This is a genomic window from Brevundimonas vesicularis (assembly GCF_032067225.1).
Taxonomy (GTDB): Bacteria; Pseudomonadota; Alphaproteobacteria; order Caulobacterales; family Caulobacteraceae; genus Brevundimonas; species Brevundimonas vesicularis_F.
In genome coordinates, this window is sequence record NZ_DAMBJX010000013.1 from 1 (window position 1) to 14,502 (window position 14,502).

The 14,502-nt window shown below is 65.6% G+C and carries 15 protein-coding genes; 4 read left to right on the forward strand and 11 right to left on the reverse strand.

What is annotated here, in order from left to right:
• Positions 1–1,143: succinyl-diaminopimelate desuccinylase (gene dapE, locus RT123_RS04865; RefSeq protein ID WP_313008142.1), on the forward strand; the 1,143-nt coding region annotated here is incomplete at its 5' end.
• Positions 1,144–1,241: 98 nt separating this feature from the next.
• Here dapE and RT123_RS04870 read toward each other — a convergent pair.
• Both RT123_RS04870 and RT123_RS04875 read right to left on the reverse strand, forming a co-directional pair.
• Complete coding sequence (locus RT123_RS04870; protein ID WP_313008143.1) at positions 1,242–2,144, reverse strand: hypothetical protein; 903 nt, start codon at positions 2,142–2,144, stop codon at positions 1,242–1,244.
• Between the two features lie 135 nt (positions 2,145–2,279).
• Complete coding sequence (locus tag RT123_RS04875; protein WP_313008144.1) at positions 2,280–3,581, reverse strand: amidohydrolase; 1,302 nt, start codon at positions 3,579–3,581, stop codon at positions 2,280–2,282.
• 90 nt (positions 3,582–3,671) lie between these two features.
• Here RT123_RS04875 and RT123_RS04880 point away from each other — a divergent pair, with 90 nt between their 5' ends.
• Together RT123_RS04880 and RT123_RS04885 are read left to right on the forward strand one after the other, a co-directional pair.
• Positions 3,672–4,028, forward strand: coding sequence for a hypothetical protein (locus RT123_RS04880; RefSeq protein WP_066627479.1), 357 nt, complete (start codon positions 3,672–3,674; stop codon positions 4,026–4,028).
• 46 nt (positions 4,029–4,074) lie between these two features.
• Entirely contained in the window at positions 4,075–4,515 is a 441-nt protein-coding gene (locus RT123_RS04885; protein WP_055754401.1) for an SRPBCC domain-containing protein, read from the forward strand.
• Here the strand turns inward: RT123_RS04885 and RT123_RS04890 are convergent.
• From RT123_RS04890 to RT123_RS04930, 9 genes are all read right to left on the reverse strand, one after another.
• A complete protein-coding gene (locus RT123_RS04890) occupies positions 4,512–5,489 on the reverse strand; it encodes a type II secretion system F family protein (RefSeq protein ID WP_313008146.1) in 978 nt (325 codons plus the stop codon). The genes RT123_RS04885 and RT123_RS04890 overlap by 4 nt on opposite strands.
• Positions 5,490–5,499: 10 nt before the next feature.
• Positions 5,500–6,477, reverse strand: a complete 978-nt coding sequence (locus RT123_RS04895) for a type II secretion system F family protein (RefSeq protein WP_313008147.1) — start codon at positions 6,475–6,477, stop codon at positions 5,500–5,502.
• Between the two features lie 4 nt (positions 6,478–6,481).
• Positions 6,482–8,149 (reverse strand): CpaF family protein, encoded by a 1,668-nt coding sequence (locus RT123_RS04900; protein ID WP_313008149.1) that lies wholly within the window; start codon positions 8,147–8,149, stop codon positions 6,482–6,484.
• Positions 8,150–8,152: 3 nt separating this feature from the next.
• Positions 8,153–9,739, reverse strand: a complete 1,587-nt coding sequence (locus RT123_RS04905) for a cellulose synthase operon protein YhjQ/BcsQ (RefSeq protein WP_313008150.1) — start codon at positions 9,737–9,739, stop codon at positions 8,153–8,155.
• A gap of 2 nt (positions 9,740–9,741) precedes the next feature.
• Entirely contained in the window at positions 9,742–10,419 is a 678-nt protein-coding gene (locus RT123_RS04910; protein ID WP_066552857.1) for a CpaD family pilus assembly protein, read from the reverse strand.
• An 8-nt stretch (positions 10,420–10,427) separates the two neighbouring features.
• The gene (locus RT123_RS04915; protein WP_313008151.1) at positions 10,428–11,963 is read right to left on the reverse strand and encodes a type II and III secretion system protein family protein; all 1,536 of its coding nucleotides are present in this window, start codon (positions 11,961–11,963) and stop codon (positions 10,428–10,430) included.
• Between the two features lie 11 nt (positions 11,964–11,974).
• Positions 11,975–12,892, reverse strand: coding sequence for a Flp pilus assembly protein CpaB (cpaB, locus tag RT123_RS04920; protein ID WP_313008152.1), 918 nt, complete (start codon positions 12,890–12,892; stop codon positions 11,975–11,977).
• Between the two features lie 118 nt (positions 12,893–13,010).
• On the reverse strand, positions 13,011–13,529 hold the full coding sequence (locus tag RT123_RS04925; protein WP_313008153.1) for a prepilin peptidase: 519 nt from the start codon (positions 13,527–13,529) through the stop codon (positions 13,011–13,013).
• Positions 13,530–13,629: 100 nt separating this feature from the next.
• Positions 13,630–13,806 (reverse strand): Flp family type IVb pilin, encoded by a 177-nt coding sequence (locus RT123_RS04930; protein WP_313008154.1) that lies wholly within the window; start codon positions 13,804–13,806, stop codon positions 13,630–13,632.
• Between the two features lie 236 nt (positions 13,807–14,042).
• On the opposite strand from RT123_RS04930, the gene RT123_RS04935 reads away from it, so the two are divergent.
• Positions 14,043–14,468, forward strand: a complete 426-nt coding sequence (locus RT123_RS04935) for a pilus assembly protein N-terminal domain-containing protein (protein ID WP_313008155.1) — start codon at positions 14,043–14,045, stop codon at positions 14,466–14,468.
• The last annotated feature ends 34 nt before the right edge of the window (positions 14,469–14,502 follow it).

Here is a 14,502-nt window from a genome sequence, read left to right on the forward strand (position 1 = left end):
CGCGACCTGATCCGCATTCCCTCCGTCACGCCCGCCGACGAAGGGGCGATGGATGTGCTGGAACGGCATCTGACGGCGCTGGGCTTCACCTGCCGTCGCCTGGCCTTCGAGGGACCAGGCGGGCAAGGCGTCCATGCGCGGATCGAGAACCTGTATGCGCGACGCGGGAACGCCTCGCCCAACCTGTGTTTCGCCGGCCATACGGATGTGGTTCCGACCGGCCCGTCGGATCAGTGGTCGTCGCAACCTTTCAACGCCGAGGTCAAGGACGGCGTCCTGTACGGTCGCGGGGCGGTGGACATGAAGGGCGGGATCGCGGCCTGGGTCGCGGCCGTGTCCCAGGTCATCGCGGACCGCGAGCCCGAGGGCTCCCTCTCCTTCCTGATCACCGGCGACGAGGAAGGCCCCGCCCTGCACGGCACCAAGCGCGTGGTCGAGGCCCTGGCCGCCGAGGGCGAGGTCATCGACGCCTGCGTCGTCGGCGAACCCTCCTCGTCGCAACAGCTGGGCGACATGATCAAGGTCGGGCGGCGCGGCTCGCTGAACACCTGGATCACCGTCCACGGCAAACAAGGCCACGTCGCCTATCCCGAGCGCGCCGCCAACCCGGCCCCGGTGATCGCACGCCTGATGGCCCGTCTGAACGACCACGTTCTGGATGAAGGCTACGAGAACTTCCCTCCGTCGAACCTCGAAATCACCACCATCGACATCGGCAATCCGGCGACCAACATCATTCCGGCCGAGGCGAAGGCGCGGCTGAACATCCGCTTCAACCCCAGCCACACCGGCGACGCCCTGATCGACTGGCTGAACCGCGAGGCCGGGGCCATGCAGGCCGAGACCGGACTTCAGATCACCCTGGAGCACCTGTGCTCGGGCGAGGCCTTCCTGACCGAGCCGGGCGCCTTCGTGGAGGCGGTGCAGGACGCGGTCGAGGCCGTGGCGGGCCGCCGCCCCGAAGCCTCCACCACCGGCGGCACCTCCGACGCCCGCTTCATCCGCGCCCTGTGCCCGGTCCTGGAACTGGGCCTGGTCGGCCAGACCATGCACCAGATCGACGAGCGCGTGCCGACGGCGGAGCTGGAGACGCTGACGGCGGTCTATCGCCGGGTGATCGAGACGGTGTTCGAGCGGTTGTAAGCTGTCTGTCGGTTTTCCGATCTTGCTAAAATCTGGCGCTAATTGTCCCGCTCTAATCGGACCTTTGAATAGTCCGACAAAGTTGGGGAAGCGGACCTCTACAACGTCCTAGTATTCGAAACCTCTGCATCACGAGCTACGATCGCTGCGGTAGCTCGGCGTTCAGCGTCGCGCCGGTCAACTGCCCAAGCGGACTCCTCGAACCCACTCGTAAGTTCGTCTGCCTGATCCAGACGGATTACGCGCACCCTCGGGTCGAGAGGGGTCCGACGAGGGACACTTGCTTTCCCGAGGTGGGTGAGAAGAAGCCCCTGCATCTCGCCCTGAAAATCCATTCCGTACAGGTTCAGAGTATCCGCAGCGCCACGGACACGTTCAATGGCAAGGTCCAGCTCTTCGCGAACGGCGCAAGATGGGGGTGCCCATGGGTAAGGCTGCACACCCTCTGGCGGATCTAGGGGCAGGATGCTTAGCAACAGGGGAACGAGGTCCCGATGGTACGCGGTCAGAAGATCGTAATTTGCGACGTTGATGGCCGTCTGGAAAACGCGCAGGCGGACATCAAGGATAGACCATCGCTCAACCAGCCGGATAATCTGGATACCTGACGCGTACGCAGCATCAAGGGTGGGACTTATCGAAAGCGGGCGAAAGGATGTTTGCGCTTGGCCTGAACTTTTCATTCGCGCCGCGTTGTCGAGTTCGAGCTGCAGGCGTTGCAATAGAGCCTGAAGGGCAATCGTCTGATCGCACACCGCATCTGATGCCGCCATAACCTCGGCGTATATAGCCAGATTGAGCTTCAGACGTTCGGCTTCAGCCAAATGTTCTCGGGAATGGCGAGCCGATTTATCGACCTGATAGATCACAATCAAAGCAGCGATCACGGCGGCAATGATGGTGGCAATGCCTTGGATTATCGCATCGATCATTGAAAACCCGGCTAGAATGGCAGCTCTGAGGAAACCCAGAACTTCAAGTGTCAGGACGACGGCTCCCAATGTTGTGCCCCCTTGGCCTCAAGCTCTGCTTATCAGCAGCCTGACACGGACGTTTGGAACCGCCTAATCGGTGTTCCGCAAAACGTTCGGTTCGGGTCGGTTTGCGACATCGCCTCACGCTGCACTCGACCCGCCCTAACTCCGCTCCAAGAACCGCAGCGCCGTCAGGACGTGCGTCTTCACCCCCAGCGGCAAGACCTTCTCGTTCGGTGAGAACTCCGGCGAGTGGTTGGGCGCGGAGGTGGCGGGGTCGACGCCGTCGGGACTGGCGCCCAGGTGGTAGAAGACGCCGGGGATGACCTGCTGGAAATAGCTGAAGTCCTCGGCCACCGTGGTGGGGGGCGTGGCGGGGTTGACGGCGCCCTCGCCGGCCGCCTCGGTCAGGACCGGGGCCAGCCAGGCGGACAGGCCGGGGTCGTTGAACACCAGGGCGGCGTTCTGTTTGACGCCGAACTCGGCGGTGGCGCCGTAGGCCTCGGCGACATGGTCGATGGCGGTCTCGGCGCGGGCGACCAAGGCGTCGCGCTGAGCCGTGTCGAAGGTGCGCAGGGTGCCTGACAGCGTCGCGCTGTCGGGGATAATGTTGTAGCGGACGCCGGCGTTGATCGTGGCGATGGTGAAGACGGTCGGGGTCGTGGTCGGGTCGACCGTGCGGGCGGTCAGGGTGTTGACCGTCTCGACCACCTGGCCCGCCACCGCGATCACGTCCACGCCGCGCCAAGGCCAGGCGCCGTGGGTCTGTTTGCCCTTCAGGCGGATATCCACGCGGTCCGAGGCCGCCATGAACCCCTCGGGCCGATAGAAGACGCTGCCCGGACGGCCCGGCACGACGTGCAGGCCGAAGATGGCCTCGGGCTTGGGATCGTTCAGCGCCCCTTCGGCGATCATCAGGGCCGCCCCGCCCTTGGGCTCTCCCGGAGGCGCGCCCTCCTCGGCCGGCTGGAAGACGAAGACCACCGTGCCGGCGATCCGGTCCTTCATCCCCGCCAGCACCTCGGCCGCGCCCATCAGCATGGCCATATGCATGTCGTGGCCGCAGGCGTGGGCCACCGGCACCGTATTGCCCATATAGGTCCCGGTCGCGCTCGAGGCGAAGGCCAGGCCCGTCGCCTCCTGCACCGGCAGGGCGTCCATATCGGCGCGCAGGGCCACCGTCCGGCCCGGCCGTGCGCCGCGCAGCACGCCGATCACCCCGGTCTTGCCGATCCCGGTGCGGACTTCCAGCCCCAGCGATCGCAGATGGTCGGCGATCACGCCGGCCGAGCGAGTCTCGGCGAAGCCCAGTTCAGGATGCTGGTGGAAGTCGCGCCGCCACGCGACGACCTCGGGCATGACGCGCTGCACGGCGGCGTCCACGCTGGCCGTATCGACCTGAGCCTGAGCGGCGCCGGCGGCAAGCAGCAGCGCCATTGTGGAGGCGGCGAACAATCGGCGCATGTGAAGGTCCCGTGAAATTTTAAGCCCGACGACAGGTGACGGCGCCGCACCCGCTTGTGCAAGCCGTCGCGAACGGCGATTTCTGTCCGCATGGGTGAGAAGGCCTTCAAGAGCGCAAAGACCGAATGGCGCGACGTCGTTCTGGTCTGTCGTAAATGTTCCAAAAAGCTGGACGGCGGCTTCGGCCCCGGCGGCGATCTGACGCTGAAGAAGGCGCTGCGAAAATATCTGCACCTGAAGAAGGGCAAACAGGGTCGCAAGGGCGAGCTGACGGTCGTCGGCGCCGACTGTTTCGATATCTGTCCAAAGGGCGCCGTCGTCGCGGTCAACACGGCCCAACCCAAGAAGCTGCTGATCATTCCGGCCGGCGCCGATCTGTTCGAGGTCAAGACGCGGCTGGCGCTGGACGACGGACGGCGGTTGAAGCGGGTCGACGCCGCCGACTGAGGCTCGGCGCCTTTCTTCCGGCGGCCAGCCGTGTCAGAGCGAAACCATGGATGACACTCGCATCGAAAAACGCGTCGGCGTTCAGGCGACCTCGGACCGCATCTGGGATCTAGTCGCGGACCTGTCCGGCTGGGGCGCCTGGAACCCGATCGACAAGGACGTCGAGGGCGCCATCGCCTATGGCGGCCGTCTGACCATGACCGAGGCGTGGCCCGACATGGCCGAACGCCAGTCGGCGGCCCAGGTGGTGGAATGGCAGCCGCGCGCGCGGCTGGTCTGGGCGGAACGGCGCGGATTCCTGTTCCAGAGCCTGCGCTACATCCAGATCGAGGAGCTGGCGCCCGGCAACTGCATCGTCGCCATCGGCATTCGCTTTTCGGGCATTCGCGGCGAGCTGTTCCACGACAAGCACCGCCCGGCGATGAAGAAGGCGCTGGAAAGCGCCGCCGAGGGTCTGAAGGCGGCGGCGGAAGCTGGAGCGGCTTAACCGCCCTTCATCATGTCCATGACGTTCAGGATCGCCGGTCCCAGAATGACGACGAACAGCACCGGCAGGAAGAACAGGATCATCGGCACGGTCAGCTTGGCCGGCAAGGCCGCCGCCTTCTTCTCCGCAGCGGACATGCGCAGCTCGCGATTTTCCTTGGCCATGACGCGCAGGGCAGTGGCCAACGGCGTGCCATAGGTTTCGGCCTGGGTCATGGCGGTGGCCACCGACTTCACGCCTGGGTGGTTGGTGCGCTTGCCCAGGTTTTCATAGGCCATGCGACGGTCCGGAAGATACGACAGCTCGGCCGAGAGCAGCGACAGCTCTTCGGCCAGATCGATCGACGAAGGCCCCATTTCCTGACTGACCTTGGCGATGGCCGCCTCGATGGACATGCCGGCTTCGACGCAGATAAGCAGCAAGTCCAGCGCGTCAGGGAACGCCTGCATGATCGAGGTACGGCGCTTGTCGATCCGGTTCTTCAGATAGAGGTTCGGCGCATAGAAGCCCGCGACCGCCGCCGCCATGGTCGCCGTCACCTTATTCATCGTGGGCCAATCCACGACCTTGAGGACGAACAGATAGAAGGCCGCCACCACCATGAAGATGAAGGGCGAAGCGAAGCGGAAGAAGTAGAAGGTCGTCAGCGGACGCGGCCCGCGATAGCCGGCCTGAGCCATCTGACCCGCGACCTTTGGATCTTCCAGCAGCTTGCTGAGGTTCAGCCGATCCACGATCCGCTTCTTGAAGCCGTCATCAGTGTGACGCAGCGCGCCCTGACCACCGGCCATGTTCGCCCGCGACCGGCGTTTCAGGTCGTCACGGCGTTCGGCGACGGCCTTCATGCGCTTGTCCAGCGCAACCCCGCCCGTCATCGACGACATCAGAGTGATGACGGTGGCGAACACCAGCACGCCCACGCCGATGCTTAGCAGGTTCTGCGGATCGGTGATGAAGCGGATGAAGCTTTCCATGACCCCGGCCTCAGAACTTGAACGAGATCATGCGCTTCATCACGAAGATGCCGGTCGACATCAGGACGGCCGCGATCAGCAGGAGGAAGTTGCCGCGGAAGTCGGTGAACAGCGGCATCATGTAGCCAGGCGTCGTGAACATGACCATCGTCATGACCGCAGGCGGCAGGGAAGCGATGATGCCGGCCGAGGCCAAGGCTTCGGACGACAACGCCTTGATCTTTTCGCCCATCATCCGACGGGCGCGCAGCACGGCCGACAGATTGCCCAGCGCCTCGGCCAGGTTGCCGCCGGTCTTCTGCTGAATGGCGATGACGATGGTGAAGAAGCGCAGTTCCGAGGTCGGCATCCGGCCGTACATCTTCTCCAGCGCCTGCTCCAGGGTCAGGCCGACGCCCAGGCCCTCGACCAATGTCTGAAATTCGGGCCCAAGCGGAGCCGGGCTCTCGCGGGCGATGATCTTGAAACATTCGTGGACCGGCAGGCCCGACTTGATGCCGCGCACGATCACGTCGACGGCGTTGGGAAACTCCAGCGAGAACTTCTTCATCCGCGACTTGCCAAGGAAGCCAACGACCCAGCGCGGCAGGCCAAGACCGAAGATCAGCGCGATGCCGACAACCACCAGGATCGGCAAACCGAAGATCAGCGCGCCCAGGCCGGTCGCGAGCCCGACCACAGCTGAGATGATGTAGAAGGTCGTCACGCTCAGGCTCAGCCCCGCCTGTTTCAGCCGCGACGCCAGGGTCGTGCGCGCCTTGCGCTCGCGGCGGTCGGCGTCCTGAAGCTGAACCAGGATTTGTTTGCGGCGCGCCTCGGGCGTATTGGCGGCGGCGGCCTTGCGGGCGATCGCGGCGCTCTTCTTGGGTTCGCCCAGATTTTGCGCGCGCTTGACGGCCTGGGCCGAGGAATCGTCTCCCCCGACGAAGACCCAGCCCAGTCCGCCGATGGTGATGAAGGCCAATACGGCGGCGAGAATTGGAAGCATCGTCCTACTCCGCCGCGTCCAGGGCGTCGGCCAGCTCGCGCTCCAGCCCGTAGTATCGGGCGCGGTCCCAGAAGCGGGGACGGGCGATGCCGGTCGAGCGATGACGGCCGATGATCTTGCCGTTCTCGTCCTCGCCAGTGACGTCGTAGACGAACAGGTCCTGCGTCACGATCACATCGCCTTCCAAGCCCACGACCTCGGTGATGTGGGTGATGCGGCGCGAACCGTCGCGCAGACGGGCGGCCTGGATGATGACATCGACCGAGCCGACAATCATCTCGCGGATCGTCTTGGACGGCAGGCCGTAGCCGCCCATGGTGATCATGGACTCCATCCGGCTGATGGCTTCGCGCGGGCTGTTGGCGTGCAGCGTGCCCATAGAGCCGTCGTGGCCCGTGTTCATGGCCTGCAACAGGTCGAACGCCTCAGGTCCGCGCACCTCGCCGACGATGATCCGCTCGGGACGCATCCGCAGACAGTTCTTGACCAGATCCCGCATGGTGATCGTGCCCTGGCCTTCCAGGTTCGGCGGGCGGGTTTCCAGACGCACCACGTGCGGCTGCTGCAGTTGCAGCTCGGCGGCGTCCTCGCAGGTGATGACGCGTTCGGTCGGGTCGATGAAGGCCGTCAGGGTGTTCAGCAGGGTCGTCTTGCCCGAGCCGGTGCCGCCCGAGATGACCAGATTGCATCGCGAGGCGCCGATGACGCCCAAGACGCGCGCGCCTTCGGGACTGATGGAGGCGTACTCCACCAGATTCTTCATCGTCAGCTTGTCTTTCTTGAACTTCCGGATCGTCAGCGTTGGGCCGTCGATGGCCAGCGGCGGAGCGATGACGTTGACACGCGAACCGTCCGGCAGACGGGCGTCGCAGATGGGGCTGCTTTCGTCCACGCGGCGGCCGACCTGGCTCACGATCCGCTGGCAGATATTCATCAGCTGCGTGTTGTCGCGGAACCGGACATTGGTCAGCTGGACCTTGCCCGCGACCTCGATGAAGACGCGGCCCGCGCCATTGACCATGATATCGGCGATGTCGTCGCGGCTCAGCAGCGGCTCCAGAGGACCATAGCCCAGGACGTCGTTGACGATGTCCTGAACCAGATGCTCCTGCTCGGCGACCGACATGGAGACGTTCTTGATCGCCACCAATTCGGCGACGATGTCGCGGATTTCTTCCGATGCCGCCTTCTGGTCCAGATGCGCCAGCTGGGCCAGGTCGATGGTGTTCATCAACGCGTTGAAGATGGTCGTCTTCGTCGCGTGATAGTAGTCGCTCTGTTCCCGGACGATCTCGGCGACCGCCTGGGCCTTCTTCAGCTGTTCAAGACCCGCCGTAGCCTTCGGGCCCGTACCGGCGACATTGCCGGTGGGACGCGGAGCCTCAGGGGCAGGCTTGGGCTTGGGACGCGAGGCTAGGGCGTCCAGACGATCGGCCGGCGCGGGCTGGGTCGGGGCAGACGCGCGGTCGAAGGCGTCGGCCGCCGGTTCCAGATCCTCGTCGGCATAGGCAAAGGCTGATGCGTTGGTCGTCGCCGCCATCGGCGCGGCGGCCGCCTGCATGCTGAACACGGACACAGGTTCGCCGCCGGGCGCGGATGCCGGCGCGGGGGCCGGGGCCGGCCGCAGGGGCGCAGGGGCGGAGCCGGGCTGACCTGTGCGTTTGCCGAACATGCGTCAGCGCTTCTTGAACATATTGGCGAACAGGGATTTCGACGCCCCGTCCGCCGGCTTGGTCTTTTCCGCCTTGCCGGCCTTCGCCGGCTTGGCCTTAGGTCCCGCCACCATCGGCAGTTCGCGGCGCGACACGATTTGGGCCAGGGTCTGGAAGGCTTCGGCCGACTTGGTCTTGGCGCCGGCGTCCAGGATCATCTGGCCGTTGTTGGCGGCCGCGCCAAAGGTCTTGGCGTCGAACGGAATGATCAGGCTGGGGTGCACGCCGAGCGCCGCCCCGAAGTCCTTGGCCGGAATTTCCGGGCGTCCCGGCACGCCGACCTGGTTCAGCACCAGACGCGGCGGCGCGTCATTGGGGCGGCCCTGACGGATTAGGTCGATCATGTTCTTGGCGTTGCGCAGGGACGCCAGGTCCGGCGTGGCCACGACCACCACCTCGTCGGCGCTGATCAGGGTGCGACGCATCCACGGCGACCACAGATGCGGAAGGTCCAGCACGACGAAGGGGGCCGTGGCGCGGATCTGGTTGGTGACCTCCTCGAACGCCTCGGTCGAGATGTCCCAGTCCGTGTCCAGACTCGCGGGCGCGGCAAACAGACTCAGCTTGTCGGTGCAGCGGACCATCATCCGGTCCAGCAGCGTCGAGTCCAGCCGGTCGGGCTGGCCCAGGGCGTCAGCCACGCCGTTCAGCGGGTCCTGATTGAAATCCAGACCGGCGGTGCCGAACGGCAGGTCATAGTCGACGATCACCGTATTGGCGCCGATCCGCTCGGAAATCGCATAGGCGGTGTTGTGCGCCACGGCCGAGGCCCCCGCCCCGCCCCGCGCGCCGACGAAGGCGATGGTGCGACCGACGAAGGGCTGGGCCGGGTCGTTGAACAGGCCGCCGATAGCCGCGATCAGCTGCAGCGGCTGCAAGGGCGCCACCAGATATTCACTGACCCCGCGCCGCATCAGTTCGCGGAACAGGATGATGTCGTTCGTCGCGCCGATCACCACGACCTTGGTGCCGGCGTCGCAGACCTCGGCCAACTGATCGACTTCCCACAGCAGGGTTTGGGGGTCTTTCAGGCACTCGACGATGATCAGCGGCGGTGTCGGCTCTTGCTGATAGGTCTCGACGGCCGCAGCGACGCCGCCGACACGGATCTGAGTCGTGGCGCGCGACAGGCGACGGTCCTGCGCCGCACGTTCGGCCGAGGCGAGTGTGTCCTGGCGCTCGGCGAAGACATGGATGGCGATGCGCGGCACTGACACTTCGCCGATGTTGCTGGCGGGGGCCAGACCGGTGAAGGCCAGACCCGTATCCATCAGGCTGGCTTGCGCCTGGGCGACCACGTCACCGACCGGATTGAAGCCGGCGGCGTCGGGCGCATAGGCCGGGGCGGCCGGGACCGGCGCTAGAGGCGCGGCCTGAAGCGGCGATTGGGGCTGAGGCGCCGCGCTGGCCGGCATCGCCGACGCCGCAGGCGTGAACTGAAGCGGGCTGCGCGGCGCGGCGACGTCGTCAACCGGAGGCGCGAACTCCATATCGACATCGAACGCGTCGTCGAAGGTGTCGAACTCGCGAGGGGCTGGGGCTGTGCTCATGATCAGTTCACCGCACGGGACACGGCGGTATCCCGGATCAGGTCTTCACGATCCGCCGACGTCGGCTTGCCGCCGCGATAGGCATCGAACACTACGGTTCGCCGCCCGGCGTCCGCTGGCGTCATGGCGCGTGGCCGCTGGATGTCGCGTGGATCCTCGATCTGGGCCGCCAGATTGGCCGTCACGGCGCATCCAAAGTTCGATGCCGACTGATTGTCGCCGGTCCGGCTCAGATTGCCCCAGGCGGTTCCGCACTGCGGCACGGCGGCGCGGATCGTCTGATAGCCGACGACCACGGGCGCACGCGGATCCGGCGCGGCGTAGCTGACCAAGGTGATGCGCTCCGGCGCGACGCCGTAGGCCGCCAATGCCGATTGAACGTCATAGGCGATCTTCAGGGCCACCGGATCGTTTCCGGCGGGGGCTTCGATGACCATCGGCACGGCGTCGACGTAGCGATAGCGCCTGACCAACTCTTGCAGCGCGCCGTTTTGCGTTGGTGACAGGCCGCTGTCGTGAACCGCGAGGGCGATCCGATCCAGATTCGGCTCGACCTGGAGCTGATAACGCGAGGTCGGCGTCAGCGGCGGCTCGCCGCCCAAGCTGGCGGGGCCGCCGACACAGGCGCCCAGCGCCAGGGCCGTGGTCGTCAGAAGTGTAGCAATCAGGGTGCGAGTCATGGATGTGCTCACTCGATCACATAGCCGACCGAACCGGCCGGGGGCGCATTCGGCAGCCCATAGACCTGGTTCAACTGGCCAAAGAGGATGGTCTGGCTGTCCTCGGCGATCCGCAGGCCGTCCGCCGGCGTCTGCATTCGCGACGGCGACGTCGGGCTGACGATATAGGGCTCGACGATCACGACCAGTTCGGTTTCGCCCATCAGATAATCGCGCGACCGGAACAGCGATCCCAGCACCGGCAGGTTCGTGACGCCCGGCAAAGAGTCCACCGTCTGGCGGCTGTTTTCCTGAAGCAGTCCGGCGATCATCATCGACCCGCCCGAGGGGATTTCGATCGTGTTCTCGCTGCGGCGGACCGTCAGACCCGGCAGAGTGATCGACGAAGGCGTCCCGGCGCCGATCGTCAGGCCGCCTTGCGACGACAGTTCGGACACCTCGACCTTGACCTGCAGGCTGATGCGCCCTCCGGACAGCACCACCGGGCGGAAAGAAAGGCCGACCCCATAGGGTTTGTACTGGACGGTAATCTGACCTTGCGAATCGCGGCTGGCCGGCACGGGGAACTCGCCCCCGGCCAGGAAGCTGGCGGCTTCGCCGTTGACGGAAGTAAGGTTTGGCTCGGCCAGGGTGCGCAGCAGGCCCACACGCTCAAACGCCTTGAGGGTAGCCTCGCCCTTGTTCAGGCCATCCGATCCAGGCCCCGTGCCGGGTTGGGCGGTATCCCAGTTCACAGAATCCCCCGGGCCTCTGACCGTGAACGGGCACAGGGCTCCGGGCTGCCAGCCCGCTCCAACGCATGGACGCTGCATCTGATAGTTTTTCGTCGTATCGATCGACGTTCCAGCGCTGATACCGCCTAGCAGGGCGCCATTGACGCCCCAGGTCGCGGCATTGCCCAGCAACCACTGCGCGTCACCCAACTGCCCCAGCACCGCCGAGGTATTGAAGCCCAGTTGCTTGATGACGTTGCGTTGAACCTCGACAACACGAACCTTCAGCGTCACCTGATCCGAGCCTGGTACGGTGATCAGGTTCAGAACCTTCTCGGGCGCCGAAACGAAGGCGGCGGCGATGCGGCTGGCCTGCGTCGATTGCGCAGGGTTTTCGGCGACCCCGCTCAGGATGATGCTGTCGTTGACAGCCTCGGCCCTAACGCCGCCCCCTGGGATCATGCGATCCAGCGTGTCCTGAAGCGCGCTGGTGCCGGCGTCCACGCGGACCCGTAGGCTCAGGATGGTGCGGCCGGCTGCATCCAGAAACACGGCGTCGGTCTCACCCGGCGCGATACCGATGACGGTGATGCGGCGCGGCGAGTGCAGCATGGCCTCGGCCACCTGCGGATTGGAGACGATCACGTCGCGGGCATCGGCCGGCAGATCGACCGCGAACGAGGTGCCGCGCGGCAGGTTGATCAAGCGCTGCGCCGCACCCGTCGAGACGGCGGCGCGGGTTTGGGCGACGCCGGCTGGCGCGGCGGCCAGGGCAGCCAGAAGGGCGCAGGCTACGGCAGCGGCGGCCTTGCGCATCGTGGGTCGGCGCATCGGTTGAGTTCTCATGGCACGGCCACCACTTCGGGCGCGCCGCCGCGATAGATGCGCACGGCCTGGGGTTGGGAAACGGTCGCTACGGGGCGGCGCGTGGCGCCGGATGGCCCGGCGGTGTCGGCATAGGATCGCAGCGAGAGCGACAGTTCGCCCTCGGACTTGGCCTGGGCCAGCAGAACCGAGTCCTGCGGCCTGACTTCCAGGGTCGCGGTGGCGCCCACGACGGCCTGGGCGTCGTCGCCGACGCGGGTCGCCTGGTCGATGGCCAGGACCTTGATGTTCTGCAGCACAACGCCCGAGGCGAACTTGGACTTGGTCGCGCCCTCAACGGCGCCGTCGCGGTTGGTTTCGGCGGTCAGCACCACATCGACGCGGTCGCCCGGCAGAATGAAGCCGCCAGCGGCGGATTCCACAGTCACGGCGATGGCCATGGCCCGCATGCCCGGCTCCAGATAGGCGGCCAGATAGCCGCTGTCGCCGGCGCGCACGATCTTGCGCGACACGATCGGCTCTCCGGCCAGAATGGGTTCGCGGACCACCGAGCCGATATAGTCGGATTTGGCGCCGGTCGTGGCCAGCTCCGTCGCCGCCTTGGCGACGCGGTTCACGGCGTCCGTCGCCTTCGCCGTTGCGCTTTCCGCAGCGGGCTTGGCGGGCACCGGCGTGGAGCCGTCGGTGATGAAGACGGGATTAACCTCGTCGACGGGCCAATCTTTCCATTCCAGGTCAGCTTCCACCAGACGCTTGCCGGGTTCAAGATCCTTGGCGGCGACCAGCACCTTGGCCATCGGGCGGACTTCGACGGGAGCGGCATTGGCGGGTGTCGTGGGCTCGTTCGACGACGAGCCCATGGCCCGGACCACCAGGGCCAGACCGATGGCCGAGACGGCGGCGATGCAGATGACGACGATGCGGGCGGGCTTCATCCAAGATGTCTCCAGCGGGCGCTCTGTTTCGGATTCATCCCCCGACGCCTACCGTTAACAATCATGGGCCTTGCGGGTTAACGCTTCCTAAGCGCCGCGAACGCCGGTCAACGGGGTGTCAGCGACCCGAGGCGAAGGTCAGCAGCAGACCGCTCTCGGGCAGGGCCAGCAGGGCGCCGATCGCGATGGCGACGCCATAAGGAATGTCGCCCTTGGGCTGCATCAGATTGATGACCCAGCCTTGCGACACCGAAGGGGCGACCATCGGAAAATACTGACGCGCGGTCATCAGCAGCAGGCAGAAGGCGCCGCCCGCTATGCCGGTGTAGATCAAAAAGGGCGCGACGGCGCTCATCCCCATCCACAGACAGCTGGCGGCCAGCAGCTTGGCGTCGCCTCCACCGATCCAGCCGGCGGCGAACATGCCCATGCCGACCAGCAAGGCCGCGAACCCGATGCCGACATGGATGGCGACATCCATCGGCGCGGCCCCGATCAGAAAGGCGATTGGGAAGAAGGCGCCGATCAGGGCCAGCGAGATCCAGTTCGGGATCTTCATGGTGATCAGGTCGTGCAGACCGCCGACGATGACCAGGGCCGGAAAGACGCCCAGCAGGGTGAGCAGCAAAATATCCATGACGCCCATTTTCATCGGCAGGGCTTAAGTTTGGGTTGCCAACAGAAAAGGGCCGGAGCTTTTCAGCTCCGGCCCCGTCCCTGCGTCGATCGCTCGACGATTAGGCGTTCGCTTTATTAAGTTCGGTGGACACCTTGGTGAAGGTCGCCTTCAGGCTGGTGTTCATCGTGGTCAGGACGGTGATCAGGGCGACGGCGACCAGGGCGGCGATCAGGCCGTATTCGATGGCGGTGGCGCCCGATTCGTCTTTGGCGAAGCGCGAGATGAACTTGGTCATGGGTAGTTCCTTTTCAAATGGTCTAGCGAGCAACTTGGCGGGGGGAGCCGGTAGCCCGCTTGACCCCCAAACGCAGGATCAAAATGCACCAGGGCCGTTAAATCTGAGTCACGAGGTTTGGTTACGCGCAGATTTACCAAAGAAAATTCTCATAACGGCGCTTCAGCCTTTGTTGAGGATCACGGCTGCATCATGCGCGCGTCCGCGTTCACACGCGCCACTATCAAGAGCCGCCGATGTCTCGCATCCCGTCCTTCCTGATCGCCGCCGCCCTCTTCACCGTACCCTTGGCCGCCCCCGTCGCCGCCAACGCCCAGGACGGCGCGCTGAACGTCGAGATCGATCGCTCGGCGCGCGTTCAGCTTCGCGGAGCCGCGGCCTCCATCATCGTCGGCAACCCCCAGATCGCCGATGTCTCGCTGGTGGACGCCAACACCATGTTCATCGTCGGCAAGGGTTATGGCGTGACCGAAGTCGTCGCTGTCGACGGCGTGGGTCGCACCCTGTTCCAGCGCGAGGTCGTGGTGACAGGCGGCTCGACCGGTTCGGTTCGGGTCTGGCGCGGAGCCCAGGCCACAGAAATGGCCTGCGGCGCCTCCTGCACCCCAAGCGTCCGATCCTCATCCTCGTCGGCGGCCGCCGCAGCGCCCACCGCCCCCTGATTCCGGCCGATGGCAGACTTGAGATCATCGCCGC

Excerpts from the sequence above, each read along its gene's own strand:
- RT123_RS04875 (WP_313008144.1), bottom strand. The coding sequence starts at position 3,581 with ATGCGCCGATTGTTCGCCGCCTCCACAATGGCGCTGCTGCTTGCCGCC.
- RT123_RS04880 (WP_066627479.1), top strand. The coding sequence starts at position 3,672 with ATGGGTGAGAAGGCCTTCAAGAGCGCAAAGACCGAATGGCGCGACGTC.
- RT123_RS04885 (WP_055754401.1), top strand. The coding sequence starts at position 4,075 with ATGGATGACACTCGCATCGAAAAACGCGTCGGCGTTCAGGCGACCTCG.
- RT123_RS04890 (WP_313008146.1), bottom strand. The coding sequence starts at position 5,489 with ATGGAAAGCTTCATCCGCTTCATCACCGATCCGCAGAACCTGCTAAGC.
- RT123_RS04895 (WP_313008147.1), bottom strand. The coding sequence starts at position 6,477 with ATGCTTCCAATTCTCGCCGCCGTATTGGCCTTCATCACCATCGGCGGA.
- RT123_RS04900 (WP_313008149.1), bottom strand. The coding sequence starts at position 8,149 with ATGTTCGGCAAACGCACAGGTCAGCCCGGCTCCGCCCCTGCGCCCCTG.
- RT123_RS04905 (WP_313008150.1), bottom strand. The coding sequence starts at position 9,739 with ATGAGCACAGCCCCAGCCCCTCGCGAGTTCGACACCTTCGACGACGCG.
- RT123_RS04910 (WP_066552857.1), bottom strand. The coding sequence starts at position 10,419 with ATGACTCGCACCCTGATTGCTACACTTCTGACGACCACGGCCCTGGCG.
- RT123_RS04915 (WP_313008151.1), bottom strand. The coding sequence starts at position 11,963 with ATGCGCCGACCCACGATGCGCAAGGCCGCCGCTGCCGTAGCCTGCGCC.
- cpaB (WP_313008152.1), bottom strand. The coding sequence starts at position 12,892 with ATGAAGCCCGCCCGCATCGTCGTCATCTGCATCGCCGCCGTCTCGGCC.
- RT123_RS04925 (WP_313008153.1), bottom strand. The coding sequence starts at position 13,529 with ATGGATATTTTGCTGCTCACCCTGCTGGGCGTCTTTCCGGCCCTGGTC.
- RT123_RS04930 (WP_313008154.1), bottom strand. The coding sequence starts at position 13,806 with ATGACCAAGTTCATCTCGCGCTTCGCCAAAGACGAATCGGGCGCCACC.
- RT123_RS04935 (WP_313008155.1), top strand. The coding sequence starts at position 14,043 with ATGTCTCGCATCCCGTCCTTCCTGATCGCCGCCGCCCTCTTCACCGTA.